Below are 26,388 nucleotides of genomic sequence, written 5' to 3' on the forward strand. Positions count from 1 at the left end.
TGCCTGCCGTGGTCCGCAAGCGGAACGCGCTGGTCAGGCCATTTGTTCCCGCCGCGAGCGCAGGACCAGCGGCGCGGCGCAGCACGCGGCGGCCGTGAGCAGCAGATCCAGCGGGACGACCCCGGCCGCCGGGGACCCCGAGGCGGCGAGCGAGGTCACCAGAACACCGCCGAGCCCCACCATCGCGGCCTGGCCGAGCATGTCGGAGAGCTGCAGCGCCGAGGAGTTGAACCCGCGCTCGTCGGCGGGCGACAGCTCCAGCACCCGCACCGAGGTGCTCGCCATGCCCAGCCCCATGCCCGAGCCCGCGACGAACCACAGCCCGAAGACCAGCCAGTGCGGTCCCCACTCCGGGGCGATCAGCGTGAGTCCGGCCACTCCGGCGCCCACCAGCACCAGCCCGGTGGCCACCACCGCCTCCCGGCTCAGGGCGCGCTGCCCGCCCTGCCACAGGGCGCCGACCGACCAGCCGAGCGAACCGACGGTCAGCGGCACGCCCGCCATCGTCGGCGAGTAGTGGTGCACCGCCGACAGCGTCAGCGGCACGAACGCCTGCGCGGTGAAGAAGACCCCGGCCATCAGCCCCCGCGCGAGCACCATCACCGGCAGCCCCGGCCGCGCGAGCAGTGTCCCGGCGGGCACCAGCACGCGGATCGACGTTCCGAGCGCGACGACCGCCGCCACGCCGAGGACGAGCGAGAACAGCGACGGGTTCTGCGCCGACCAGGTCAGCGCGACCACGCCCGCCGACGCACCGAACGCGGCCAGCGGCAGCCCCTTCCGCCTGGGCGCGGTGCCCTCCTCCGCGCCGGCCCCGAAGCGGCGGACCGTCGGCGCGAGGAGCACCGCGCCGAGCAGCACCAGCGGCGCCAGGCCCAGGAAGACCCAGCGCCAGCTCAGGTACTCGGTGAGGAACCCGGCGATCGCGGGCCCGACCAGCGCCGGGACCACCCACGCCGAGGAGATCGCCCCGAACGCCTTCGGCCGGTGCTCCTCGGGATAGGCGCGGGCGATCATCACGTACAGCGCGACGATCTGCGTCCCGCCTCCGAGACCCTGCAGCACGCGGGCGACCAGCAGCGTCGGCATGTCCTGCGCGACACCGGCCACGACCAGCCCGAGCGCGAAGGTGGGCAGCGCCAGCAGCAGCGGGACGGCCGGGCCCCGGCGGTCGGCGAGGCGGCCGCCGAGCACCGTCCCGATGGCGCTGGCGGCCATGAACACCGTGAAGGGCCAGGAGTAGTAGCGGTGCCCGTCGAGCTCGGTGACGATCGTCGGCAGAGCCGTGCCCAGCCCCATCGCCTCGAACGCGGCGAGCGTGATGATCAGGATCAGGCCGATCGTGAAGTTGCGGCGTTCGGGTGCCCACAGGGCGCTGGTCTTCGCTCTCGTCTCGGTGCTCACCCGGCGAGCCTGCAACCTCCACCCCGGTGGAAGTCCAGCGGTTCGTGGCGAGTCATCCGCATGACGCAACGCACCCGGCCCGCGACCACCGTCGGCGGTCGCGGGGGGTGCGGATCTCAGGCCGCGCTCACCACCGGCTCGCGCGCCGGCGCGTCCTTGGCCATCATCAGGCCCGCGACCAGCGAGGCGCCGCAGGACAGCGCGAGGAAGAGGGCCACCAGCGTCCAGCCGCCGCCGCTGGCGTTCACCAGCACCCCCGCGACCAGCGGCGTGAACCCGCCGCCGAGCGCACCCGCGACCTGGTACCCCACGCCCGCGCCGCTGTAGCGGAAGCGGGCGCCGAACATCTCGGTGAACAGCGGTTGTTGCACGCTGACCACCGGGTCGTGGCACAGGTTGATCACGCCGATGGCGGCGAGCCAGATCAGCGCGGGAACCGCGGACTGCATGCCCCAGAACAGCGGCACCGACAGCACGACGCCGGCCGCCGCGCCGCCGAGGAAGACCCGGCGCCTGCCGATCCGGTCCGACAGCGCCGCCGCCAGCGGGATCACCACGATCCCGAGCGCGGCGACCAGGGTGTTGCCGGTGAGCATGACCGATTCGGCGACACCGAGGTGTGTCGTGGCGTAGGACAGGGCGAACGTGGTGACGACGTAGAAGCTGACCAGTTCGGCCAGCCGCATCAGGAAGATCAGCACGAACCCGCGCGGGTTGTCCCGGATCGCGGCCAGAAGCGGCATCTTCGGCTCGTCGCCGCGGCACCTGGCCTCCTCGAACACCGGCGTCTCCTCGACCTTGCTGCGCACCACGAACCCGATGGCCACGACGACGGCGCTGGCCAGGAACGGAATCCGCCAGCCCCACGCCATGAACTGCTCGGGTGTGGTCAGCGCGGCCGACAGCGAGTAGAGACCGCTCGCCAGCAGGAGCCCACCCGAAGCACCAACCTGCACCCAGCTGCCGTACAGGCCCTTCTTGCCGTCGGGCGCGTGCTCGACGGCCATCAGCGCCGCACCACCCCACTCGCCGCCCACGGCGAACCCCTGCACCGCACGCAGGACGACGAGCAGGACGGGCGCCGCGATGCCCGCGGACCCGTAGGTCGGCAGCACTCCGATCAGGGTGCTGGCCGTGCCCATCAGCAGCAGCGTCAGTACGAGCATCGCCTTGCGGCCCAGCTTGTCACCGAAGTGGCCGAACACGACGCTGCCGAGCGGGCGGAACAGGAACCCGATCGCGAAGGTGGCGAACGCGGCCAGCGTGCCCGCCGCGGAGGAGAACTCGGGGAAGAAGAGCCGGTTTGAACACCAGCGCGCCCATCATCCCGTAGAGGAAGAAGTCGTACCAGTCCACCAGCGCGCCGATGCCGGCCGCCAGCGCGGCGCGGCGGGCGTGCGGCCTCGTCGCGCGGCCGTCGCCGCAATCCGGTGTTGCCATCGCACTTCCCTTCACCATTGTTCGCACTGCGAACACTTGTTACGAGAGCGAATTGCGGCAAACGTAGGCGGCGGTCACCGGCATGTCAACGGTTCGATCCGCCCCGATCCGGCGGACGCGGCGCAATGGCGCCGGACCGGCGGTGGCGCGGACTCTAGGCGTTGCTCCCCGCCGAGTCGTGGTGGCGAGTGCTGCGAGCGATCGCACGGAAAGGGAACCAGCGGGCGTCCCACGGCGCGCTCCAGGAACTGCCGCACTCGCTCTTCGCCGACCAGGGGTTGAGACGGTGGAACTCGCTGATGCGGGAGTAGCGGACGAGCACGACGACGTTGCGCCACAACGTATTCGGCCCGCGGTCGCTGACCGCGACCGCGGGCCGGAGTGGGTGTCCGGTGTGGATCTCAGGCCGCGATCGGCTCGGCGACCGGGGCAGGCGGAGTCGACGCTGTCGTCGCGTCCGCGACGGAGGTTTCGGCCAGGCGCGCCAGTTCCCGGCGGTCGGTGATCCGCGCGGCGTCCAGTTCCGGCAGCAGCGACAGCTCGATCACCAGACCGCGGAAGCGCGCCACCGCCAGCACGGACTCCAGCAGGGTGGCCTCCCCGACGAAGGCCGCCGCCGTGGTCGGCTCACCGTCGGCGGTGTGGAAGCGCAACGCCATCGGCCGCACCGGCGCCCCGGCGTCGACCGCCGCCTGGAACACCGCGGGCCGGTAGGCGCCGGAGGACCGCCCGCACCACGTGGTGCCTTCGGGGAAGGCACCGACGACCGCGCCGCCGCGCAGCGCGCCCGCGATGGTCCGCACCGCGTCGGGCAGCGTCGCGAGCCGGTCGCGGTCGATGTAGAGGGTGCCCGCCCGGCCGGCAAGCGGGCCGATCACCGGCCACGTCCGCACCTCGGTCTTGGCCAGCAGCCGCATCGGGCACACCGCCTGCATGGCCACCACGTCGAGCCACGACACGTGGTTGCTGACCACCAGCGCACCGCCCGCGCCGTGCTCGCCGCGCACGACGAGCCGGACGCCGAAAGCCCGCAGCAGCGCGCGGAACCACTCCCGGAGCAGCCGCCGCCTGGCGGGGCCGGGGAGCACGGCGATGACCACCGCGATGCCGATTCCGCCCACCAGCACGCACAGCGCGCGGCCGAGTCGCAGCGCGACGCGCGGCGCCGCGACCCTGCTAGGCCGCTGCGGTAGGCAGCCCGGCCCGCACGGCGAGGTCGGCATCCACGGGTGCGTCATGCCGCCGCGCCCAGGAAGAACCGCAGGTAGCGCTGGTCGACGGCCTTGAGGTCGAGCAGCACGAAGAAGTCGGCGACCCCGAAGTCCGGGTCGTGCGCGGGCCTGCCGCAGACCCACGCGCCGAGCCGGAGGTAGCCCTTCAGCAGCGGCGGCAGCGGACCGCGGCCGGTGCGCTTGACCGGCTCCGGGTTCCACGGCTGGTACGGGTGGACCCGGTACTCCTCCGGCGCGAAGTGCTTGGCCGACACCTCGTCCCACACCCGCGCGGCCAACGGCCCGCCGTCCTCCAGCGGCACCGAGGCGCAGCCGGCCAGCCAGGAGTGCCCGTACAGCAGCATGTAGCGGGCGATGCCCGCCCAGACCAGGCTCACCACGGCTCCGCTGCGGTGGTCGCGGTGCACGCAGGAACGGCCGGTCTCGACCAGGGCGGGGCGCAGCGCGTGCAGCGCGGAAAGGTCGAACTCGGTCTCCGAATAGAGCTTCCCGGCGGCCTGCGCGCGTTCCGGCGGCAGCATCCGGTAGGTGCCGACGATCTCGCCGGTGCGGTCGTCACGGACGATCAGGTGATCGCAGAAGTCGTCGAAGGCGTCGCTGTCGACGCCGGGCCGGTCCCCGGTGACGGTGGCGCCCATCTCCTCGGCGAACACCTGGTAGCGCAGGCGCTGCGCGGCCCGCACCTCGTCGGTGTCGCGGGCTACGAGCAGCGAGTAGTGGGCGACGTCGGCCGAAGCGGCCGTCCCCGTGGGCGCGGTGCTGACAAGCACTTGCGACTCGGACATGCTGCCAGGTGTATCCCCGCGCGGCGAACGTCCAGAAGGCCGGAGGATGACACGAAGCAGGAATTTTCGGTTAATGACCGGTGTTTCGCAGCTCAGCGGGATGATCTTCGAGCCACGGGAGACGCAGGTGGACCTGGCAGTTCTGGTCACGTTCATGGGGGCGGCGGCGATCATCAGCATCGTGCCCGGCCCCGACATGTTCTTCATCATGGCCAACGGCATCGCGTCCGGGGCGCGGGCGGGAGTCGTCGCGGCGGTCGGGATGTCCACGGGGCTGGCGGTGCACACCACCGCCGCCGCGCTCGGGCTCAGCGCCCTGCTCCAGGCGGCTCCGGTGATGCTGGAGCTGGTGCGGATCTTCGGCGTGGTGTTCCTGGCCTACCTCGCGTTCGACGCGTTGCGGTCGCCGGGCTCCGACCACGGGACGACCGGAGACGCGGTGCCCGCGCGCTCGCTGCGGCGGGTCTTCGGGATGGCGGTGCTGACGAACCTGGCCAACCCCAAGGTGATCCTGTTCTTCCTGGCGTTCTTCCCGCAGTTCGTCACGCCCGGCTCCGGGTGGCCGGTGCCGGTGCAGTTCATGGTGCTGGGCGCGACTTTCATCGCGGTCGGGCTCACCGTGGACGGGCTGGCCGGCTTCGCGTCCGGCCGCCTTTCGGACGTGCTGGTCAGCCGCCGCGGCGTGCGGCGGTGGCTGGACCGGATCTCGGCCGCCGTCTACGCGGGGCTGGCCGTCCGCCTCGCGGTCGACGACCCGGCCCGCTGACGCGCCGGGCCCGGCGGCGGCTCGCCACGCGCACTCAACTCAGTGCGGCCGCCACCCGTTCCACGACCTCGGACGGGCTCGGCTGCCCGGCCATCTCCTCGGCGACCTCGGCCGCCGCCGAGGAGAACCCGGGCTCATCGAGCAGGCGGCGCACCATCTCCCGCACCGTCGCGACGTCCGCGGTCGCCGGATCGAGCGACAACCCCACGCCGCGATCGGCGACCCGCTTCGCCGACAGCGGGTTGTCGGCGAAGGCGGGCAGGACCAGTTGCGGCACGCCGTAGTGCAGCGGTGCGGCGGTGGTGCCCGAGCCCCCGTGGTGGACGATCAGCGAGCACGACGGCAGGAACGCCGACAGCGGCAGGAAGCCCACCGAGCGCACGTTCTCCGGCAGCGTCCCCAACGCCGTCAGGTCCGCGGTGCCGGCCGCGAGCACGACGTCGAGGTCCATCCCGCCGAGCGCCTCGACCACCATCTCGAGGTTGGTCGTCCCGCTGATCGCCGGCACGACCCTCCCAAGGGTCACGCACACCCTCGGCCGCTGCGGGGCCCGCATCGCCCAGGCCGGGAGCACCGCGCCACCGTTGAACGGCACGAACCGCATCGGCCACCACGGGACACCGTCGCGCGAGTCCGGCTCGTCGGCCTTGAGACCGCCCATGCTCGCCGGCCGGGGGTCGATGCGGGCGACCAGTCGCGGATCGCCGTCGGCGACGCCCAGCTCGCGCATGACGCTGCGCTCCAGCTCGCCGTCGAAGGAGTTGTGGTTCTCGCGGAATTCGGTGTCGCGCAGCGACCAGGAGACGCGGTTGCCCACCTCCAGACCGGGAACCCCGAGCGCCTGCGCGGTGATCCGTCCCGCGGCGTGGTCGGAGGTGAACACGACCAGGTCCGCGCCGAACGCCCGGCCCGCCTCGATCGTCCCCTCGGTCATGGTGAGGGTGAACAGGCCGAACGGGTTGCCCGACTCGGCGGCCCTGGCGTACTCCGCGGAGAGCCCGGCGCGGTCGTCGCCGACGACGCCGCGCATCAGCTCCTGCCAGACGTCGCGGTCCGGGAACACGTCGACCACCGGCAGGCCCGCCCGCGCGCCCACGTCGGTCATCTCCGACGCGGTTGCGAGCAGCACCTCGTGACCGGCCGCCCTGGCCGCCCAGATCAGCGGGACGACGGGCAGCATCAGCCCGTAACCAGGCGCGGACGTGAAGAGAATTCGCACAGCGGGGAGCTTGGCAGAAGGCTCAGATCTGGCGCAGTAGATTTTGCGGCATGACGCAGCACAGCTCCGCCCAGAACGCCGTTGACCTCTACACCGACGGCGCGTGCAGCGGCAACCCCGGCCCGGGCGGCTGGGGCGTCGTGCTGCGCTATGGGAACCACGAACGCGAGATGTACGGCAGCGAGGCCGCCACCACCAACAACAAGATGGAGCTGACCGCCGTCATCGAGGGCCTGGCCGCGCTGACGCGCCCGGTGCCGCTGGTGCGGATCCACACCGACAGCACCTACGTGCTCAAGGGGATCACCGAGTGGATGCGCGGCTGGAAGCGCAACGGCTGGCTGACCTCGGCCAAGCAACCGGTCAAGAACGCCGACCTGTGGCGCAGGCTGGACCAGGAGTGCGGCAGGCACGGCGAGATCACGTGGGAGTGGGTCAAGGGCCACGCCGGGCACCCGGAGAACGAGCGCGCCGACAAGCTCGCCTGCAAGGGCCGCGACGAGGCGAAGAAGCCCTGAGGCGTCGAGCGGCCGTGGGCCACTACGAGGCCCGCCAGGAAGCCTGAGTCGCGGAAGAGGCCGTGGGCCCGGCGGACCCACGGCCTCTTCCGCGACTGCGCGATCAGCCCTTGCGCTTGCTGATCTCCTCGGTGAGCTGCGGGGCGACCTTGAACAGGTCACCCACGACACCGAAGTCGGCGATCTCGAAGATCGGCGCCTCGGCGTCCTTGTTCACCGCGACGATCGTCTTCGAGGTCTGCATGCCGGCGCGGTGCTGGATGGCACCGGAGATACCGAGGGCGATGTAGAGCTGCGGCGAGACGGTCTTGCCGGTCTGGCCGACCTGGAACTGGTGCGGGTAGTAGCCGGAGTCCACCGCCGCACGCGAGGCACCCACGGCCGCACCCAGCGAGTCGGCCAGCTTCTCCACCACGTCGAACGACTCGGCGGAGCCGACACCACGACCACCGGAGACCACCACGCTCGCCTCGGTCAGCTCGGGACGGTCACCGGCCTCCACCGGCTGCGTACCGGTGATCTTGGCGTTCTTGCCGGCATCCACCGCGGGGACCTCCACGGCCTGCTCGGCCGCCGCGCCCTCGGCCTGCTCGGCCTCGACCGCACCCGGCAGCACCGTGATCACCGGGGTGCCCGTGACGACCTTGGCCTTGGCGTCGTAGGTGCCACCGAACAGCGAGTGCGAACCCACACCCTCGCCGTCCAGGTCCACGACCTCCGACAGCAGACCCGAACCCAGGCGCACCGCCAGCCGGCCGGCGACCTCCTTGCCGTCCACCGACGCCGGTACCAGCACCGCCGCCGGCGACACCTCGCCGACCAGCTTGGCCAGCACGTCCACCTGCGGGGTCACCAGGAACTGGGCGGCCTCGGCCGACTCCGCCGCATACACCTTCGCCGCGCCGTAGGAAGCCAGCGCGTCCTTGAGCTTGCCGGTCGTACCCGGCTCGCCCACGACCACCGCCGACGGCTCGCCGATGCGGCGCGCCGCGGTCAACAGCTCCAGCGTGACCTTCTTGACCTCGCCGTCCACGTGGTCGACGAGGACCAGGACCTCAGACATAACGACTTCTCCTCGCGAAACCAGTGGGGACTTCTCAGACCAGCTTCTGACCGGCCAGGAACTCGACGATCTGCACGCCGCCCTCGCCCTCGTCGGTCACGCGCTGACCGGCCTGCTTCGGCGGCTTCGGCGCGGACTCCACGACCTTCGAACCGGCGTTGGCCAAACCGACCTCGGACGCCTCAATCCCGGCGTCGGCCAGCGACAGCACGGTCACCGGCTTCTTCTTGGCCGCCATGATGCCCTTGAACGAGGGGTACCGCGGCTCGTTGATCTTCTCGGTCACGGAGACCACCGCGGGCAGGCTCGCCTCGACGTGCACGATGCCGGCGTCGGTCTCCCGCTCGACCTTGATCGTCGAGCCGTCGGTCTCGACCTTGCGGGCGTAGGTCAGCTGCGGCAGGCCCAGCACCTCGGCCAGCATCGCCGGCACCGCGCCGGTGCGGCCGTCGGTGGCCTCGTTACCCGCGATGACCAGGTCGACCGACTCCACGGTGCCCACGACCTTGGCCAGCGCCCGGGCGGTCTGCACCGCATCCGAGCCGTGCAGCGCCTCGTCGGAGAGGTGGATCGCCTTGTCCGCGCCCATCGACAACGCCTTGCGGATGGCGTCGGTGGTGCGGTCCGGGCCCATCGCCACGACCGTCACCTCACCGCCCTGGGCCTCCTTGATCAGCAAGGCCTCCTCGACGGCACGCTCGTTGATCTCATCCAGCACAGCGTCCGCCGACTCGCGGTCGAGAGTGTGGTCCGAGTCCGTGAGCTTGCGCTCGGACCACGTGTCGGGCACCTGCTTGACCAGGACGACGATGTTCATGGGTCCTCTTCGACCTCCTGCGGACTGACGGCTCTGACGTTGGAAAGCTTGTTCCCTCCCGGCTTATCACCGGGATGGTTGACCTTGCCACGTGAGTACGGCAATAGCACAGTGACGCCAACCACGGCCGATGTTACCGGCCGGTAGCCCCAGCGCAACCGGGGTACGTGCGTGACAGTACTCACCTCCGGGCGCGCGGGAGCGCCGGTCCGGCCGCGAACCGCCCCGGACGACCTTCAGCAGGGCCGGTATGAAATGGCAATACCGGTTAGTAGCCTGACCGGCATGAGCCAACGCGTCGCCATCGTGACGGACTCCACCGCCTCGATCCCGCTCAAAGTCGCCGAGCAGCTCGGCATCTCGATCGTCCAGCTCGAGCTGAAGGTCGGCGAGGAGTACAACGACGAGCGCCGCGTTCCACATCCCGAGATGGCCGAGGCCATGCGCTCCGGCGTGCCGGTGGCCACCTCCGAGCCGCCGGCTCCGGCGTTCTTCTGGAACTACATGGACGCCGCCGCGGCGGGCGCCGAGGCGATCATCTCCATCCACATCTCCGAGGGCCTGTCCCAGACCTGCGCCTCCGCGCGCAAGGCCGCCGCCGAGATCGGCATCCCGGTCTACGTCGTCGACTCGCGGCTGGTCGGGCTCGGCCTGGGCTTCCCGGTCATCGCCGCCGCCGAGGCGGCCAGGGCCGGGGCCACCATGCAGGGCGTGATGGGCGTGCTCGACCAGCGCCTTCGCACCACGACGCAGCTGCTCTACGTCGACACCCTGGAGTACCTCCAGCGCGGCGGCCGGATCGGGCGGGCGCAGGCGTGGCTCGGCCAGACGCTGTCGATCAAGCCCGTCCTGCAGCTCAAGGACGGCGTGATAGACCAGCTCGGCAAGGCGCTCGGTCCCGACCGCGCGCTCAGGAAGGCGCTCGGCCACGCCATCCAGAAGGCCGGCGGCGGTTCGGTCGACATCGGGGTCGAGCACTTCCAGTTCGCCGAGCGGGCGGAGAAGCTGCTGCACGGCCTGCGCGACGCGCTGCCGCAGGCCCGGCGGATCACGCTGGAGGAGACCAGCGCGGTGCTGGGCGCGCACGCCGGTCCCGGCGCGCTCGGCGTGACCGTCTCGCCCGCGACGTGAACGAACCGGTGGGCGACTTCGCCCTGGTCCTGCACAGCCACCTGCCATGGCTAGCCGGGCACGGCAGGTGGCCGGTCGGCGAGGAGTGGCTCTACCAGGCGTGGGCCGCCTCCTACCTGCCCGTGGCGGGGATGCTGGAGCGGCTGGCCGCCGAGGGCCACCGCGACGTGCTGACCTTCGGTCTCACCCCGGTGCTGGCCGCGCAGCTCGACGACCCGCACTGCCTGCGCGGCTTCCACCACTGGCTCGGCAACTGGCGGCTGCGCGCCGAGGAGGCCGCGGCGCGCTGGCGCGGCTCGGGCGACGAGCTGGCCGCCACCGAGTGCCGCGCCGCCTCGCGAGCGCTGGAGGAGTTCGAGCTGCGGTGGCGCCACGGCGCTTCGCCGGTGCTGCGGCCGCTGGTCGACACGGGCGTGGTCGAGCTGATCGGCGGGCCCGCCACGCACCCGTTCCAGCCGCTGCTCGACCCGCGGATGCGCGAGTTCGCGCTCCGGCTCGGGCTGGCCGACACCCGGCTGCGGCTGGGCAGCGCGCCGGAGGGCATCTGGGCTCCGGAGTGCGCCTACGGCCCGGGCGTGGAGCGCGAGTACGCCACGACGGGAGTGCGGCGCTTCCTGGTCGACGGCAGCGCGCTGGACGACGTCTCCGCCGCGCACACCGTCGGCTGCACCGACATCGTGTGCTTCGGTCGGGACGTGTCGATCAGCGACCTGGTGTGGTCCGACGGCGGCTACCCCTCGCACCCGGCCTATCGCGACTTCCACACCTTCGACCACGCCGTGGGCCTCAAGCCGTCGCGCATCACCGGCAAGGACGTCGCGCCGGAGGACAAGCAGCCCTATGCGCTCGGCCCGGCGGCGGCGGTGGCCGACGAGCACGCCGACGACTTCGTGGCCGCCGTGCGGCAGCGGCTGGAGGAGCACCGCGAACGCGCCGGCCGCCCGGGACTCGTGGTCGCGGCCTTCGACACCGAGCTGTTCGGGCACTGGTGGTTCGAGGGGCCCCGCTGGCTGGAACGGGTGCTGCGCACGCTGCCCGATGCCGGTGTCCGGGTGACGACGCTGCGCGGCGCGCTGGCCGTCGGCCACCTCGGCGAACCGGTCGAGCTGCCGGAGACCTCGTGGGGCGTCGGCGGCGACTGGCGGGTGTGGGCAGGTGAGCCGGTCGCCGACATCGCCGCCGCGAACCAGCGCCTCCAGGAACGCGTGCTGCGCCGGGCACCACGGGCGGGCGCCGCGCGCGACCACGTCCTCGACCAGCTCCTGCGCGAGACCGTGCTCGCGCTGGCCAGCGACTGGGCGTTCATGGTCACCCACGACGCGGGCGCGGGCTACGCCCGCGAGCGCGCCCACGACCACGGCTCGCGCGCCCATCGGCTGCTCGACCTGCTGGAGTCGGGCCGGTACGCCGAAGCCGACGCGCTGGCCCGCGAGCTGCGCGGGCGCGACGGCGTGTTCGGCCACCTCGACGCCCGGCTGCTGCCCCGCTGAGCCCCGGCCACGGGCACGACCGTGGCCTGCCGGCCAAATCCTCGGGCACCGACTCTGTTGATCTCCGAAGCCATGCCCACCTGGGCCGTTGGCATGCCAGCGCGGCCCGCGGAGATCCACTGGCACCTGCTGGCTCCGCGCAAGTGCCGCGCCGTACCGTACCGGGCGGTAACCTCGCTGGGGGTCTTTGGAAGGATTCGCCTCGTATGCGCGTGCTGATGCTGTCCTGGGAATACCCGCCGGTCGTGGTCGGCGGGCTCGGCCGCCATGTCCACGCGCTGGCCCGCACCCTGGCCGGGCAGGGCCACGACGTCGTCGTGCTGTGCCGCCAGCCCGCCGGGACCGACCCCGAGACGCACCCCGCCTGCGACACCGTCGTCGACGGCGTCCGGCTGGTGCGGGTCGCCGAGGACCCGCCGCACCTGACCTTCGAACGCGACCTCGTCGCCTGGACGCTGGCGATGGGCCACGCGATGGTCCGCGCGGGCCACCGCCTGCTGCGCGGCTGGCGGCCGGACGTCGTGCACGCCCACGACTGGCTGGTCACCCACCCGGCCATCGCGCTGGCCGACGCCGCCGAGGTGCCGCTGGTCGCCACCATCCACGCCACCGAGGCGGGACGGCACAGCGGCTGGCTGTCGCAGATCCACAGCCAGCAGATCCACTCGGTCGAGTGGTGGCTGGCGAACCGGGCGGACAAGCTGATCACCTGCTCGGCGGCGATGCGGGCCGAGGCGGCCGAGCTGTTCGACGTCGATCAGGCGTCGATCACGGTGCTGCACAACGGCATCGAGACGCGGACCTGGCAGGTCCGCGCCGACGACGTCGCCGCGGCGCGGCGCTCGCACGGGCGCGACGGCGCACCGCTGCTGCTCTACTTCGGCAGACTGGAGTGGGAGAAGGGCGTCCAGGACCTGCTCGCCGCGCTGCCCTCGATCCGGGAGCGCCACCCCGGCACGACCGTGGCGATCGCGGGCTGCGGGACGCACCAGGACTGGCTCCTCGAGCAGGCCGCCGAGCACGGCGTCTCCGATGCCGCGCGCTTCACCGGGCACCTGCCCGACACCGAGCTGGCCTCCCTGCTGGCGGCCGCGGACGCGGTGGTGCTGCCCAGCCGCTACGAGCCGTTCGGCATCGTCGCCCTGGAAGCCGCTGCGGCGAGCGCGCCGCTGGTCGCCTCCACCGCGGGCGGCCTCGGCGAGATCGTGCTCGACGGGAGTACCGGGCTGGCGTTCGCACCGGGGGACGTGGCCGGCCTCGCCGACGCGGTCGACCGGGTGCTTTGCGACCCGGAGGCGGCCGAGCACCGCGCCGAGGCGGCCAAGGCCCGGCTGAGCAGCGACTTCGACTGGGAACGCATCGCGGAGGGCACCGCCGCCGTCTACGCGGGCGCGCGCCGCGGCGAGCACCGGGAGCTGCCCCGCCCGAAGATCGCCACCGGCAACGTCCTGGGACGCGACGAGTAGCGCGCTCGGGCCGCGTTCAGCGGCTGAGGTTGGACACCAGGTTCTCCAGCGCCGGGACGGCGTCGGCGAGCCTGGCCCGGTCATCGGCGCCGAGCCGGTCCATCGCCGTCCGCAGGATCTCCCGGCTCGCCTGGTCGTAGCGCTCCAGAAGGTCCAGCGCCTCTGGTGTGGCCGACAGGCCCACCGCCCGCAGGTCCGACTCCGAGCGGCGGCGCTGCACCAGGCCCGCCGACATCATCGAACGCACGAGGTTGCTGACCGTCGACGGCGAGATCCGCAACCGCTCGGCGACGGCGCTGGTGCCCAGCGGCCCTTCGGCGGCCAGTACCCGCAGCACTTCGATCTGCGCTTCGGGCAGGTCGGGCAGTTCCTCCGCGGCGCGGGTCGAGCGCAGCAGCGCCCTGCGCAGCGGGCCGAGCAGGCGGCCGAGGTCGGCGGCGGTGTCCACCAGGCCATCTTGCCAATCGAAGTAGTTTTGTGCCAAAGTTATTTTGTTGCAAAACTAATTGTGCGAGGAGGTGCGCACGTGACCACCATCGCGACCCCGGCCGGCCAGGACGAGCTGCGGGGCATCGTCGGCAAGCACTTCATCTACACCTACGCCAACGGCTGGCGGTACGAGATGTACGTGAAGAACGCCGGCACGATCGACTACCGGATCCACAGCGGCATGGTCGGCGGGCGCTGGGTCCGCGACCAGCAGGTCGATCTGGTCCGCCTCGGTGACGACGTCTACAAGGTGTCCTGGAACGAGCCCACCGGCACCTCGGTGAGCGTCACCGTGCTGCCCGGCAGCCGCCGGCTGCACGGCGTGATCTTCTTCCCGCGCTGGGTGCACGAACACCCCGAGCGCACGGTCTGCTTCCAGAACGACCACCTGGCGCGGATGGCCGCCTACCGCGAGGCAGGCCCGACCTACCCGGTCCACGTCGTGCCGGAGTTCGCCGACATCACGTTCCTGGAGGACCGCGGCCCCGACGACGAGTCCGTGATCGCCGTCGGCCCCGCCGACCTGCCCGAGGGCTACGCCGACCGCGTCAACTGACGCGAAGCCGATCGCGCCCTCGGCAACAGACCGGGCGTCAGCTCTTCTTCCGCGCCTTGTCCATCGCGCGGTGGACGCGCTTGACCGAAACGGGGTGCGGGGTGCCGAGGGTCTGGGCGAACAGGCTCACGCGCAGCTCCTCGATCATCCATCCGACCTGCCGCAGCTCCTCGGGCACCGGCCGTCCCGCCGGCACCTCGTCGAGCAGGTCCCGGTAGCGGTCCTGCACCTCGAACACCTGATACATCCAGTCCTGGTCGCGCTGCGGGTGGAACTGGAGCTTGTCCACCCGCTGCTCGACGGCCTTGAGGTAGCGCACCACGTCGAGCAGCCGCGTCCACCCCGTGCCGGTCACGAAACCCGGTTGCAGCAGGCCGGAAAGCTGGTCGGCGATGTCGGCCATCGACTCCGCCGGGATGTGGCGCGTGCGGTCGGCCAGCAGGGCGTCGACCTGCTGGCGGGCCGTCAGCACCCGCTCCACCTTGGACACCGTGTCGGCGGTGGCGCTGCCGAGCTGGGAGCGCACCTTGCCCAGCAGCGTCGTGAACGACGCCTGGTCCCAGACCGGACCGCCGTGGTCGGCGACCAGCTTGTCCACCGCGCACTTCAGGCAGTCGTCGAGGACACCGGCCACGTCGCCGTGCGGGCTCGCGCCGAACACCAGCCGGGTGGCGCCGCCCATGCCGCGCTGGATGGACTTCAGCGGCGAGGGCAGGTTGAGCAGCAGCAACCGCCGGGTTCCCCGCCAGTGCGCCTCGCGCTGCTCCTCCTCGGTGTCGAAGATGCGCACCGCGACGCTCTCGCCCTCGTCGACCAGCGCCGGGTACGCCTTGACCGCGTGCCCGGATCGCTGCGTCTGGAAGGTCCGCGGCAGCTCGCCGAAGTCCCACTCGCGCAGACCGGACTTCTCGACCTCGTCGGCCGCCTTGGAGATCTCGGCCCGCACCTTCGGCTTCAGGCGCTGCTTGAGCGCGCCGAGGTCCTTGGACTCGGCGAGCTTGCGGCCCTTGCCGTCGACGACACGGAAGGTCATCCGCAGGTGGTCGGGAATCCGGTCGAAGTCCCAGGACTCGCGCGGTACCGTGACGCCGGTCATCCGCCGCAGCTCCTGCTCCAGGGACTCCAGCAGATCGGCGCCGGGATCCATCCGGGCCAGCGCCGCGCGGGCGTGGTCGGGGACGGGGACGAAGTTGCGGCGCAGCTGCTTCGGCAGCGACTTGATCAGCGCGGTGACCAGTTCCTCCCGCATGCCGGGGATCTGGCGGTCGAAGCCCTCCGGGTCGATCTGGTTGAGCACCTGCAGCGGGATGTGCACGGTGACGCCGTCGGCGTCGGCACCGGGCTCGAACTGGTAGGAAAGCGGCAGGTGGTGGCCGCCCTGCTGCCAGGCGTCGGGGTAGTCGCGGTCGCTGACCGCCGCCGACTCCTGGTTGATCAGCATCGACTTCTCGAAGTTGAGCAGGTCGGGCTGCTCGCGGCGGGTCTTCTTCCACCACGAGTCGAAGTGCGCCCCGGAGACGACCTCCGCGCCGACCCGCTGGTCGTAGAAGTCGAACAGGGTCTGGTCGTCGACGAGGATGTCGCGCCGCCGCGCCCGCTCCTCGAGGTCCTCGACCTCCTCCAGCAGCGCGCGGTTGGCGTGGAAGAACTCGTGCCTGGTGTTCCAGTCGCCCTCGACCAGTGCGTGCCGGATGAACAGCTCCCGCGACAGCTCCGGCTCGATGCGCCCGTACTGGACCTTGCGGCCGGCCACCAGCGGCACGCCGTAGAGCGTGACCGTCTCGCAGGCCACGACCGCGGCCCGGTCCTTCTCCCAGTGCGGCTCGCTGTAGCTGCGCTTGACCAGGTGCTGCGCGAGCTTCTCGATCCACTCCGGCTCGACGCGGGCGGCGATGCGCGCCCACAGCCGCGAGGTCTCCACCAGCTCGGCGGCCATCACCCACCGCGGCGGCTTCTTGAACAGCGCCGAACCCGGGAACACTGCGAACTTCGCGTTGCGCGCGCCCAGGTACTCGTTGCCACCGCCCCGATTCTGCGGACCCTGCTTCTTGTCGGTGTCCTTGAGCCCGATGTGCGACAGCAGGCCCGCCAGCAGCGACTGGTGGATGTGGGCGGGGTCGGCGGGATGGCTGTTCGGCGTGATGCCCATGGACTTGGTCATCTGCCGCAGCTGCGCGTAGAGGTCCTGCCACTCCCGCACCCGCAGGTAGTTGAGGAACTCCGCCTTGCACAGCTTGCGGAACTGGTTGCCGGACAGCTCCTGCTGCTGCTCCCGCAGGTACTGCCACAGGTTCAGGTAGGACAGGAAGTCCGACTCCTTGTCGGCGAAGCGCGCGTGCTTCTCCCCCGCCGCCTGCTGCTTGTCGGCCGGCCGCTCGCGGGGGTCCTGGATGGACAGCGCGGCGGCGATGACCAGCGTCTCGCGCACGCAGCCGTTGCGTTCGGCCTCCAGCACCATGCGCGCCAGCCGGGGGTCGACAGGCAGCTGCGCGAGCTTGCGGCCGGTGGAGGTCAGCCGCTTGTGCACGTCCTTCTGCGCCGGGTCGATGGCGCCGAGCTCGTGCAGCAGGTTGACGCCGTCGGTGACCTGCCTGCGGTCCGGCGGCTCGATGAACGGGAACGACGCGATGTCGCCGAGGCCCAGCGAGGTCATCTGCAGGATGACCGAGGCGAGGTTGGTGCGCAGGATCTCCGGGTCGGTGAACTCCGGCCGCGACTCGAAGTCCTGCTCGGAGTACAGCCGGATGCAGATGCCCTCCGACACCCGGCCGCAGCGGCCCTTGCGCTGGTTCGCCGAGGCCTGCGAAACCGGTTCGATCGGCAGCCGCTGCACCTTGGTGCGGAAGCTGTAGCGGGAGATGCGCGCGGTGCCCGGGTCGATGACGTACTTGATGCCCGGCACCGTCAGCGAGGTCTCGGCGACGTTGGTGGCCAGCACGATCCGCCTGCCCGCGTGCCGCTGGAACACCCGGTGCTGCTCGGCGGCCGACAACCGCGCGTACAGCGGCAGGATCTCGGTGTTGCGCAGGTTCTGCTGCTGCAACGCCTCGGCGGTGTCGCGGATCTCCCGCTCACCGCTGAGGAAGACCAGGACGTCGCCGGGGCCTTCGACGGCCAGCTCGTCGACCGCGTCGCAGATCGCCTGGACCTGGTCGCGCTCGACGTCCTCCTCCCCGGAGTCGTCGACCAGGGGCCGGTACCGCACCTCCACCGGGTAGGTGCGCCCGGACACCTCGACCACCGGGGCGTCCTCGAAGTGCCGTGAGAAGCGCTCCGGGTCGATCGTCGCGGAGGTGATGATCACCTTCAGGTCGGGGCGGCGCGGCAGGAGCTGCTTGAGGTAGCCGAGGATGAAGTCGATGTTGAGGCTGCGCTCGTGCGCCTCGTCGATGATCAGCGTGTCGTAGCGGCGCAGCAGCCGGTCCTGCTGGATCTCGGCCAGCAGGATGCCGTCGGTCATCAGCTTGACGAGCGTGTTCGACCCGGCGCGGTCGGTGAAGCGGACCTGGTAGCCGATGGCCTCGCCCAGCTCGGTGCCCAGCTCCTCGGCGACCCGCTCCGCCACCGTGCGCGCGGCCAGCCGCCGCGGCTGGGTGTGGCCGATCACGCCCTGCACGCCCCGCCCGAGTTCCAGGCACATCTTGGGGATCTGCGTCGTCTTGCCCGAACCGGTCTCGCCGGCCACGATCACGACCTGGTTGTCGCGGATCGCCTCCAGCAGGTCGTCCCGCCGCCGGCTGACCGGCAGCTCCCGCGGGTAGCGGATCTCCGGGACCGCGCCGCGGCGCTGCTGGACGCGCTGCTCGGCGGCGGTGAGGTCGGCGGAGATCTCGGCGACGACCGGTTCCAGCGCCTGCGCGTCGCGGATCTTGCGGGCGCCCTCGATGCGGCGGCGCAGCCGCCGCTGGTCGTGCAGCATCAGGTCCGGCAGCCGCTCGCGCAGCGCGCCGAGCGGTGATTCCACAGATGAGGTGCCCATACTCCGTCCAGGATAAAGTCGCCGGCGCGGCGACCGCCTCCGCTTTTCGCCCGCCTCACACCGCCCCGCGTCAGCGGGCGGCCCGGGCCGTGACCCGGCCGCCGGCAGCCCAACGCGGCCGGGGCGTCGCGGCATTCCCGAGATCACGCTCCGGCGTGGTCGTCGTCACCCGCCCGCCTGCGCACCACGCGGGCCGGAGACCCCACGGCGATCGAGTACTCCGGGATCTCGCCGCGCACCACCGCGTTGGCGCCAAGCACCGATCCGCGGCCGACGCGGGTGCCGCGCAGCACCGTCACCTTCGCCCCCAGCCAGCAGTCGGGACCGATGCGAACGGGGGTCTTGACGATGCCCTGGTCCTTGATCGGCACGCCGACGTCCTCGGTGACGTGGTCGAAGTCGCACACGTATATCCAGTCCGCGACCAGCGTCGACGCGCCGATCTCCACGTCGAGCCAGCAGTTGACCGTGTTGTCCCGGCCGAAGACCACCTTGTCGCCGATGCGCATCGAACCCTCGTGGCAGCGCAGGGCGGTGCCGTCGCCGATGTGCGCCCAGCGGCCGATCTCCATCCGGCCGAACCCGGGGCTGCAGGTGATCTCCACGCCGCGGCCGAGGAACACCATGCCGCGCAGCACGATGTGCGGCTGGGTGACGCGCAGCTTCAGCAGCCGCCAGTAGCGCAGCAGGTACCAGGGCGTGAACGCGCGGTGGCGCAGCACCCAGCGCAGCGATGCCGCGGTCAGGAACCTGGCCTGCCGCGGATCACGACGCACCAGCGCGCGCAGCCATGACCACATGGAAACCGAGCGTAAAGACCGGTGCGCACGCACGCTGCGCGACCCCTGCCACGGCTGAGCGGGGGCGCAGCGACTACTCGGCTCCCTCGGGGTAGCCGCCCGCGACCGCCCACAGCCTGGGCTTGACCTCCCCGGCTGACAGGTGCAAGTAGCCGCAGTCCGCGCAGACCAGACCGGCCGACGTAAGCGCTCGCGCTAGACCCGCTCCGCGCGGGTGAGGACCATCGTCGGGGAGTCGCCGATCCTGGTCAGCACCGCGGTCGCCTCCTGCGCGCCCTTGAGCTTGAGCCTGCGGCGCAGGGCGTCCGGGTCGACGTCGAGCCCGCGCACCAGGATCTCCAGACGCCCGACGTCGTGGCGGCGCAGCAGCGCGCGCAGGGCCTTCTCGTTGTAGTGGCCGTGGTCGATCACGCGGAACGCCCGGATGCCGGGCGACGGGGTGTCGCCGGTCAGGTAGGCGATGCGGCGGTCGAGCTGCGCGAGCCCGTGGCGTGCGGCGTAGTGGCGCACGAGCCCCGCCCGCACGACCGCACCGTCCGGATCGACGATCCACTGCCCGACCTCCAGCACGGGGCAGTCGTCGGACTCGGCGTCGGTGAAGGTCTCGCCCGTGCTGAGCACGCTCGCCCGGCGCCGGACGCCACCGGCGAGCCCGCCGAGCCACAGCGCCGCCTCCCGGACCTGGCCGGCCAGCGACACGACCTCGGCCTCGGCCTCCTGCGGCACCTGCTCGAAGTCCAGCCCCGGCGCGCACTTGACCACCAGGTCGCGTCCCGCGTAGACGGCCAGCAACTCGTCCAGCGGCGGGACCAGGTCGGCGGGGTTCCAGCGCCGCCTGCCCGCGTCGTCCCGGCGAGCCGGGTCCGCGACGACCGCGGTCCCCGTGGTGACCGGGCGCAGCGCGTCGGCCCGCACGATCGCCGCCGCCCCGCCGAGGTTGTGGCGTGCCATCTCCAGCCGCACCGGGTCGAGGTCGGAACCGACGCAGCGCGCGGCGACCTTCGCGGTCTCGTGCAGGTCGGCACCGATCGAGCAGGTCACGTCGTGGACGTCCCGGCCGGCCAGGCGGGCCGCCCGGTGCCGCGCCACCTCGCTCGCCGTCGCCTGCTGCAGGGCGTCGGCGGTGAACAGCCACCCGCCCGCGTCGTCCAGCTTGGACCCTGCCTTGCGCCGCAGCACCGCGGTCTCCAGCGCGGCGGCGGCGAAGCGGGCCCCGACCAGCTTGCGCGCGGCGGCCACGTCGGCCAGCCGCGACGAGGCGGTCAGCGGCAGCCGGGACAGCTCGGCCACCGCGCCCGCGCCCTCCTGGGAACGCAGGAACGCCACGTCATCGAGGTCGAAGTCGTACCCCAACTGCGGCGTTCCTCCCTGTTCGCGGTCGCCTCCAGTATCCGCGCACGGCACTGGACCGCCGCCCGCGGGATGCCGGAGGCCGCGCCCGGCTCAGCTCGCGGGCCTGCCCGCCGTGCCGTCCGGCTTCCGGCCGGTGACCAGCACGTTGTAGAACAGGTCCCGCGGCACGACCTTCGACAGCACGTCCTGGTCGAACTTCGCCAGCTTCTGCCAGGTCCGGTAGGCGAACATGCCCCAGCCGAAGCCCAGCCGCTCCTTGGGCACCGCCGCCTCGAACGTGCGCACCGGCCAGCCGAACAGCGCCGCCGACAGCTCCTCGGTCACCGCGCGGACGTCGACCGCGCCCGCGCCCAGCGCCATGCCCTCCAGCTTCGACGGCTCGAAGGTGTGCAGGTCGACGACGGCCTCCAGCGCAGCCGCCCGGGAGGACTCGTCGAGCTCCTCCTGCGGGCGGCGCCACTGCGACAGCGGCCCGAGCTTGGTGACGTTGGTGGTCAGCCACCAGGTCAGGCGGCCGAGCCTGCGGGCGTAGTAGTCGCCCACCTTCGTCGGGTCGCCCGCGAAGACGAACCGGCCGCCGGGCTTGAGCACCCGCAGCACCTCCCGCATCGCGGCGGGCACGTCCGGGATGTGGTGCAGCACGGCGTGGCCGACGACAAGGTCGAAGGTGTCGTCGTCGTAGGGGATCGTCTCGGCGTCGGTGACCCGGCCGTCCACCTCGAGGTCCAGCGACTTCGCGTTGCGCAACGCGACCTCGACCATGCCCGGCGACAGGTCGGTGACCGAACCGCGCTCGATGAGCCCGCCCTGCATCAGGTTCAGCAGGAAGAACCCGGTGCCGCAACCCAGCTCCAGAGCCCGCCCGTAGCGGCCGGTGCCGCCGGTGGCGACCCGGAACCGGTCCACCGCGTAGTCGATGCAGCGCTCGTCGTAGGAGATGGACCACTTCTCGTCGTAGGTGCCCGCTTCCCAGTCGTGGTAGAGCACGTTGGCGAGCTTGGGGTCCGCGTAGGCCGCCTGCACCTGCTCTGCGGTGGCGTGCGGGTTCGGCGCCGGGTCACGGTCGGTCGTCACGTCGGTGGTTCCTGTCGGTGGTGGGCGGATTGCCGTGGGATCGGCTGCTACTTGCCGGTGAACTTCGCCTTGCCGGGACCGTTCTCGACGAACGAGCGCATCCCGATCTTCTGGTCCTCGGTGGCGAACGTGCCCGCGAACAGGTGCGTCTCCAGCTTCAGCCCGCTGTCGAGGTCGACGTCGAGACCGCCGTCGATGGCGGCCTTGGCCGCGGCCAGGGCTCGCGCGGCGCCGTTGGCGAACTGCTCGGCCCAGCGCCGGGCCGCCGCGTAGACGTCGTCGGGCGCGACGACCTCGTCGACCATGCCCAGCTCCAGCGCCTCCCGGGCCTCGACGAACCGTCCGGAGTAGACGATGTCCTTGGCCTTGCTGGGACCGACGAGCCGGGCCAGCCGCTGGGTGCCGCCTGCGCCGGGGATCACGCCGAGCAGGATCTCGGGCTGGCCGACCTTGACGTTGTCGCCGGCGATGCGGCGGTCGCAGGTCAGGGCCAGCTCGAACCCGCCGCCGAGGGCGTAGCCGGTCAGCGCGGCCACCGTCGGCTTCGGGATCGCCGCGACCGCGCTCATCGCCGCCGACAGGCCGCGCTGCTCCTTGGCCGCCATGTCCCCGTAGGACATCTCGGCCATCTCCTTGATGTCGGCGCCCGCCGCGAAGACCTTCTCGCCGCCGTAGACGATCACGGCGCGGACGTCGTCGCGCTCGGCGGCCTCGATCGCGACATCGTGCAGTTCCCGCTCGATCTGCCTGTTCAGCGCGTTCATCGGCGGCCGATCCAGCCGGATCGTGCCGATCGCACCGTCAACCTCAAGCCTGACGAACTCGCCCACGCCGCAACCTCCTCGTCGAACTGCCGCTTGCGCGGCAGGTTATCGCGCGTCACACCGAAACGTCAGTGTTCTGTATCTCAGCCGGCGCGATGACCCGCCGAGCCGCCCTGTTCCAGGTGCGCCTAACGCCTGCGGGCGAAGTAGCGGTCGCCGCTGCGCGTCAGCTCCAGGTCCTGGTCGAAGGTCTTGGACAGGTTGTCCTCGGTGATCACGTCGCCGAGCAGGCCCTGGGCGACGGCCGAGCCGTCGCGCAGCAGCAGGGCGTGGGTGAAGCCCGGCGGGATCTCCTCGACATGGTGGGTGACCAGCACCGATGCCGGGGCGTCGGGGTCCATGGCCAGCGCCGAGAGCCGGGCGACCAGGTCCTCCCGGCCGCCGAGGTCGAGCCCGGCGGCCGGCTCGTCCAGCAGCAGCAGCTCGGGATCGGTCATCAGGGCGCGGGCGATCACGGCGCGCTTGCGCTCGCCCTCCGACAGCGTCCCGAAGGCGCGGTCGGCGAGGTGGGCGACGCCGAGCAGGTCCAGCAGCTCCGCGGCCCGGTCGGTGTCCATCTCGTCGTACTGCTCCCGCCAGCGGCCGACCACCGACCAGCCCGCGCTGACCACCACGTCGAGCACCAGCTCCTCGCCGGGCACGCGCGCCGCCAGCGCGGCCGAGCACAGCCCGATGCGCGGGCGCAGCTCGAACACGTTGGTGCGGCCCATGCGTTCGGAGAGCACGTCGACGGTGCCCTCGCTCGGGTGCATCTCGGCGGCCGCCATCTTCAGCAGGGTCGTCTTGCCCGCGCCGTTGGGGCCCAGCACGACCCATCGCTCGTCGAGCTCGACCGACCAGTTCACGTCGGCCACCAGCGTGGTCTCGCCCCGCCGGACGCCGACGCCATCCATCCGGATGACCAGGTCGTCCACGTCTACCTCCCAGCCGTGATTGCCCGCGGCTAGCGGCCCGGTCGTCGCGCATGCGACCGCCGCGGCTACCGGCGAGCCCCTCCGCCGCCCATTCTTCCGCCTCGGCGCCGGGCGCCTGCGGCGGGGTTTCACCTGGCCGGGTGATCTAGGTCGCACACCCCGCCCAGCATCCGGGACGCCGGCCGCAGCGGTGGCCGCGGCCCAGCCGCACGTGCCAGGATCGGCGACGTGTCCGGTTCGTTGCTCACACGTGATCGCGTGGTCGACCTGCTGATGGTCGTCACCTCTGCGTGTCGCTGACGCGTTCGTCCTGCTGACCCCTCTTCCGGGTCCCAACGCGCGGCACAGCGAACCAAGCACGACCTCGCCCACCCACATCGCGATGGGTGTGCCGTGTCGCGCCGATTCCACCGGTATGACACGAAATCTGGAGCCTTCCATGACCTCCGTGCACCCGCACGTCTCCCAGTACACCCCCACCGGAGAACTGCCCGCCGTCGGCGGGGTGCAGCTGCACCCCGACCTCGACGTGCGCCTGCTACGCGACCTCGTCCCGGCCGACCGCACACTGTGGACACCTCGCGAGCTGCGAGACCTGACCAGCGCCGTCACCTCCGAGCTCACCGGGCTGCTGCTGGACGTCGTCCGCGTCGACGACGAGGAGCGCTGGTGGGCGCGACTCGGCCTGACCGCGGGCGTCGAGCTGTGGCTGCTGTCGTGGGCACCGGGGCAGGGCACCAAGCCGCACGACCACGGCGGTGCCTCCGGCTCGTTCGCGGTGCTGTTCGGCGAACTGCGCGAGGACTACGTCTACCCCGGCGGACCCGTGCGCACCGCCCGGCACGACATCGGCTCGGCGATGGGCTTCGGCAGCGGGCGCGCGCACCAGGTGCGCAACGTCAGCTCCGTCAACGCGGCCAGCGTGCACGCCTACTCGCCGCCCCTGCTGCCGGTGCGGCACTACGCCGACCTGGCCGACGTGCCGCCGGTCCCGCCGCAGCGGCACCCGTTCCAACCGGAGGTCGTCCGATGAGCGCACCCACCACCGGCCCCTACGGCGTCGAGCACCTGCTGGCGGATTCCCGCACGGAACTGGAGCGGGTGAGCCCGCAGGAGGCGGCGGAGCTGCAACGGCAGGGCGGGCTGATCATCGACATCCGCCCGGACGCCAACCGCCTCGCGGAGGGCGAGATCCCGGGGGCGCTCACCGTCGAGCGGATCGTCCTGGAGTGGCGGCTCGACCCGGCCAGCCCGCACCGGCTGTCCGGGCTCCGCCCGCACCAACCGGTCGTGCTGGTCTGCAACGAGGGCTACGCCTCCAGCCTCGCCGCCGCCCAGGCCCGCGAGCTGGGCCTGACCCGCGCGACCGACCTCGACGGCGGCTTCCGCGCCTGGAAGGCCGCCGGCCTTCCCGTCACCACCGCCCCCGCAGGGGCCTGACGTAAACCGTGGGGCCTCCGCCAACACCAAGGAGGCCCCACGGTTCCCAATACCGTCGAATATCACCTGATCGAATAATTCCCTCGAACCTCTGTTCAGTTCACCCCCATCGTCACCGATGTTCAAGCCAACGGCAGGGAGATCCCGGCCGTTCCGGCCGTGGGATCCCGGATTCGCGATCCCATGTGGACAGTGAGGCGGTCGACGATGTGCAGGGATGATCATGAGCAGCGGGAACAGCCCGACCTGGTGGCGCCGCAAACTCGGACGCCGCGTGCGAGCGATGCGCGAAAGCGCCGGTCTCACGTTGGAAGCGGCCGCGGTCGCGCTCGACTTCTCCAGCAGCAAACTCGCCCGCCTCGAAGCCGGTGGCCAGGGCATCGACGTCCACTGGGTGCGCTCGATGATGGACGTCTACGACCAGCGCGACGACGAACTCGTCGAGATGGCGCGGAGGTCCAAGCAGAAGGGCTGGTGGCACAAGCACGGGTTCAACGACCAGGGCTATGTCGGGCTGGAGACCGAGGCCGTACTGGTCCAGTGCTTCTACGCGACCTTGATCCCGGGCCTGCTGCAGAGCGACGAATACGCGAGGGCGGTGTTCGAGGGATCGCACGTGCGACGTTCCGAGGAGTGGATAAGCAGCCAGGTAACCGTGCGCGCCCACCGTCAGCGACGACTGCACGACGCGGCGAACCCGCTTCGGCTCAACGCCGTGACCACCGACTCCGCGTTGCACCAGCTCATCGGCGACGCATGCGCCCTCCGAAGGCAGATGCAACGGCTCTTGGAGCTGGCATCGCTACCCAGCGTCGACTTCCGGGTACTCCCATCGACCGCCGGAATGCATGACGGGCTGAACGGCCCGTTCACGATGCTGCACTTCGCAGACCCCGAGGACGGCGTAGTCGTGTACGCCGAACACGCTAGGAGCGATTCACACGGACAAGCCATCGGAAGTCCACGCCTGTAGGGTCAAATTCGAGCACCTCCGCGCCATCGCACTCTCCCCAGCGGATTCGACGGCCATGGTCGGCGAGGTGATGAACGCGTTGTGAAACGGAAGCGTGGTGGGTGGTCATGTTCGCCGTGGATCTCTCCCAGGCCCGCTGGCGCAAGAGCAGCCGAAGCGACACCGGCAGCGGCGGCAACTGCGTCGAGGTCGCATTCACAGGCACGGTGACGGCGGTCCGCGACTCCAAGGAACCCGACGGCCCGAAACTGATCTTCACCCCCACGCAATGGCGGCACTTCCTAACCACAGCCCAACGCGGAAACCTCGACTGACAACACCACCAAGCAACTTCGCCACACACGGGCGGTGCCGTGGTTCTCATCCCGTCGACCTGGCGCCAGCCCTTAGCCCTCGTGGAGGCCGACGGGATGAGAACCACCAACCGCCCCACCGCAGCATCCCCCGAAAACCCACTCATCCCGGAGACCTGCCGGGGGCCTGGGGGCGGCGAGCGCCCCAGAAACCACCCACCCAAAGCGACCCGCAAAGCCAGGGTGAGTACGTCGAAAACCCACGCGTCCCCGCCCTCAAAGTAAGCCGCCAGCCCCGCTGGATGCCTCGAAAACCCCGCACCCCGCCCTCAAAGCGACCCGCCAACCCCGCTGGATACGTC

General features: G+C 71.6%; 24 protein-coding genes. 10 read left to right on the top strand and 14 right to left on the bottom strand.

Translation table 11 applies throughout. The features are described 5' to 3' along the window. Window positions 1-33 precede the first annotated feature (33 nt). The 4 genes from HUO13_RS31015 to HUO13_RS31030 all read right to left on the bottom strand — a co-directional run bounded on the left by HUO13_RS31015 (window position 34) and on the right by HUO13_RS31030 (window position 4,861). Window positions 34-1,404, bottom strand: a complete 1,371-nt coding sequence (locus HUO13_RS31015) for an MFS transporter (RefSeq protein WP_211898473.1) — start codon at window positions 1,402-1,404, stop codon at window positions 34-36. A 116-nt stretch (window positions 1,405-1,520) separates the two neighbouring features. Then, a complete protein-coding gene (locus tag HUO13_RS31020) occupies window positions 1,521-2,666 on the bottom strand; it encodes an MFS transporter (RefSeq protein ID WP_211903284.1) in 1,146 nt (381 codons plus the stop codon). Between the two features lie 579 nt (window positions 2,667-3,245). After that, a complete protein-coding gene (locus HUO13_RS31025; RefSeq protein ID WP_249124201.1) occupies window positions 3,246-4,082 on the bottom strand; it encodes a lysophospholipid acyltransferase family protein in 837 nt (278 codons plus the stop codon). Then, a complete protein-coding gene (locus tag HUO13_RS31030; RefSeq protein WP_211898474.1) occupies window positions 4,079-4,861 on the bottom strand; it encodes a GNAT family N-acetyltransferase in 783 nt (260 codons plus the stop codon). The genes HUO13_RS31025 and HUO13_RS31030 overlap by 4 nt, the downstream gene beginning before the upstream one ends. 73 nt (window positions 4,862-4,934) lie before the next feature. Here HUO13_RS31030 and HUO13_RS31035 point away from each other — a divergent pair, with 73 nt between their 5' ends. After that, window positions 4,935-5,627: a LysE family translocator gene (locus HUO13_RS31035; protein WP_249124202.1), complete on the top strand. Its 693-nt coding sequence runs from the start codon at window positions 4,935-4,937 to the stop codon at window positions 5,625-5,627. A gap of 34 nt (window positions 5,628-5,661) precedes the next feature. On the opposite strand, the gene HUO13_RS31040 is transcribed toward HUO13_RS31035, so the two are convergent. Continuing rightward, the gene (locus HUO13_RS31040; protein WP_211898475.1) at window positions 5,662-6,846 is read right to left on the bottom strand and encodes a nucleotide disphospho-sugar-binding domain-containing protein; all 1,185 of its coding nucleotides are present in this window, start codon (window positions 6,844-6,846) and stop codon (window positions 5,662-5,664) included. Window positions 6,847-6,896: 50 nt separating this feature from the next. On the opposite strand from HUO13_RS31040, the gene rnhA reads away from it, so the two are divergent. Further along, window positions 6,897-7,364 carry a ribonuclease HI gene (gene rnhA, locus HUO13_RS31045; RefSeq protein WP_211898476.1) on the top strand — a complete coding sequence of 156 codons (468 nt, stop codon included), beginning with the start codon at window positions 6,897-6,899 and terminating at the stop codon, window positions 7,362-7,364. Window positions 7,365-7,467: 103 nt separating this feature from the next. Here rnhA and HUO13_RS31050 read toward each other — a convergent pair whose 3' ends face one another. Next, entirely contained in the window at window positions 7,468-8,427 is a 960-nt protein-coding gene (locus tag HUO13_RS31050) for an electron transfer flavoprotein subunit alpha/FixB family protein (protein ID WP_211898477.1), read from the bottom strand. A 34-nt stretch (window positions 8,428-8,461) separates the two neighbouring features. Further along, the gene (locus HUO13_RS31055) at window positions 8,462-9,244 is read right to left on the bottom strand and encodes an electron transfer flavoprotein subunit beta/FixA family protein (protein WP_211898478.1); all 783 of its coding nucleotides are present in this window, start codon (window positions 9,242-9,244) and stop codon (window positions 8,462-8,464) included. Window positions 9,245-9,529: 285 nt separating this feature from the next. Between HUO13_RS31055 and HUO13_RS31060 the strand changes: the two genes are divergently transcribed. From HUO13_RS31060 to HUO13_RS31070, 3 genes are all read left to right on the top strand, one after another. Further along, entirely contained in the window at window positions 9,530-10,375 is an 846-nt protein-coding gene (locus HUO13_RS31060) for a DegV family protein (protein ID WP_211898479.1), read from the top strand. Next, window positions 10,372-11,865, top strand: coding sequence for a 1,4-alpha-glucan branching protein domain-containing protein (locus HUO13_RS31065; RefSeq protein ID WP_211898480.1), 1,494 nt, complete (start codon window positions 10,372-10,374; stop codon window positions 11,863-11,865). Before HUO13_RS31060 ends, HUO13_RS31065 begins: the two co-directional genes overlap by 4 nt. A 206-nt stretch (window positions 11,866-12,071) precedes the next feature. After that, complete coding sequence (locus HUO13_RS31070) at window positions 12,072-13,331, top strand: glycosyltransferase family 4 protein (RefSeq protein WP_211898481.1); 1,260 nt, start codon at window positions 12,072-12,074, stop codon at window positions 13,329-13,331. Between the two features lie 16 nt (window positions 13,332-13,347). On the opposite strand, the gene HUO13_RS31075 is transcribed toward HUO13_RS31070, so the two are convergent. Then, window positions 13,348-13,779: a MarR family winged helix-turn-helix transcriptional regulator gene (locus tag HUO13_RS31075; RefSeq protein ID WP_249124203.1), complete on the bottom strand. Its 432-nt coding sequence runs from the start codon at window positions 13,777-13,779 to the stop codon at window positions 13,348-13,350. 78 nt (window positions 13,780-13,857) lie between these two features. On the opposite strand from HUO13_RS31075, the gene HUO13_RS31080 reads away from it, so the two are divergent. Further along, on the top strand, window positions 13,858-14,376 hold the full coding sequence (locus HUO13_RS31080) for a phenolic acid decarboxylase (RefSeq protein ID WP_282975136.1): 519 nt from the start codon (window positions 13,858-13,860) through the stop codon (window positions 14,374-14,376). Window positions 14,377-14,413: 37 nt separating this feature from the next. Here HUO13_RS31080 and hrpA read toward each other — a convergent pair whose 3' ends face one another. The 6 genes from hrpA to HUO13_RS31110 form a co-directional block, all read right to left on the bottom strand. Further along, window positions 14,414-18,355 (bottom strand): ATP-dependent RNA helicase HrpA, encoded by a 3,942-nt coding sequence (hrpA, locus tag HUO13_RS31085; RefSeq protein WP_211898483.1) that lies wholly within the window; start codon window positions 18,353-18,355, stop codon window positions 14,414-14,416. A gap of 143 nt (window positions 18,356-18,498) precedes the next feature. Beyond that, window positions 18,499-19,155, bottom strand: a complete 657-nt coding sequence (locus HUO13_RS31090) for an acyltransferase (RefSeq protein WP_211898484.1) — start codon at window positions 19,153-19,155, stop codon at window positions 18,499-18,501. Window positions 19,156-19,350: 195 nt separating this feature from the next. Further along, entirely contained in the window at window positions 19,351-20,508 is a 1,158-nt protein-coding gene (locus HUO13_RS31095; RefSeq protein WP_211898485.1) for a THUMP-like domain-containing protein, read from the bottom strand. Between the two features lie 90 nt (window positions 20,509-20,598). Continuing rightward, window positions 20,599-21,582 (bottom strand): class I SAM-dependent methyltransferase, encoded by a 984-nt coding sequence (locus tag HUO13_RS31100; protein ID WP_211898486.1) that lies wholly within the window; start codon window positions 21,580-21,582, stop codon window positions 20,599-20,601. 47 nt (window positions 21,583-21,629) lie between these two features. Further along, complete coding sequence (locus HUO13_RS31105; RefSeq protein ID WP_211898487.1) at window positions 21,630-22,412, bottom strand: enoyl-CoA hydratase/isomerase family protein; 783 nt, start codon at window positions 22,410-22,412, stop codon at window positions 21,630-21,632. Between the two features lie 122 nt (window positions 22,413-22,534). After that, window positions 22,535-23,299 carry an ABC transporter ATP-binding protein gene (locus HUO13_RS31110; protein WP_211903288.1) on the bottom strand — a complete coding sequence of 255 codons (765 nt, stop codon included), beginning with the start codon at window positions 23,297-23,299 and terminating at the stop codon, window positions 22,535-22,537. 460 nt (window positions 23,300-23,759) lie between these two features. On the opposite strand from HUO13_RS31110, the gene HUO13_RS31115 reads away from it, so the two are divergent. The 4 genes from HUO13_RS31115 to HUO13_RS31130 all read left to right on the top strand — a co-directional run bounded on the left by HUO13_RS31115 (window position 23,760) and on the right by HUO13_RS31130 (window position 26,047). Continuing rightward, the gene (locus tag HUO13_RS31115; RefSeq protein WP_211898488.1) at window positions 23,760-24,353 is read left to right on the top strand and encodes a cysteine dioxygenase; all 594 of its coding nucleotides are present in this window, start codon (window positions 23,760-23,762) and stop codon (window positions 24,351-24,353) included. Further along, window positions 24,350-24,760 (top strand): rhodanese-like domain-containing protein, encoded by a 411-nt coding sequence (locus tag HUO13_RS31120; RefSeq protein WP_211898489.1) that lies wholly within the window; start codon window positions 24,350-24,352, stop codon window positions 24,758-24,760. Before HUO13_RS31115 ends, HUO13_RS31120 begins: the two co-directional genes overlap by 4 nt. Window positions 24,761-24,983: 223 nt before the next feature. After that, window positions 24,984-25,733, top strand: a complete 750-nt coding sequence (locus HUO13_RS31125) for a helix-turn-helix domain-containing protein (RefSeq protein ID WP_249124204.1) — start codon at window positions 24,984-24,986, stop codon at window positions 25,731-25,733. Window positions 25,734-25,840: 107 nt separating this feature from the next. Continuing rightward, window positions 25,841-26,047 carry a DUF397 domain-containing protein gene (locus HUO13_RS31130; RefSeq protein ID WP_211898490.1) on the top strand — a complete coding sequence of 69 codons (207 nt, stop codon included), beginning with the start codon at window positions 25,841-25,843 and terminating at the stop codon, window positions 26,045-26,047. Window positions 26,048-26,388: the final 341 nt, after the last annotated feature.

It is taken from the genome of Saccharopolyspora erythraea, assembly GCF_018141105.1.
In the GTDB taxonomy this organism is placed as follows: Bacteria; Actinomycetota; Actinomycetes; order Mycobacteriales; family Pseudonocardiaceae; genus Saccharopolyspora_D; species Saccharopolyspora_D erythraea_A.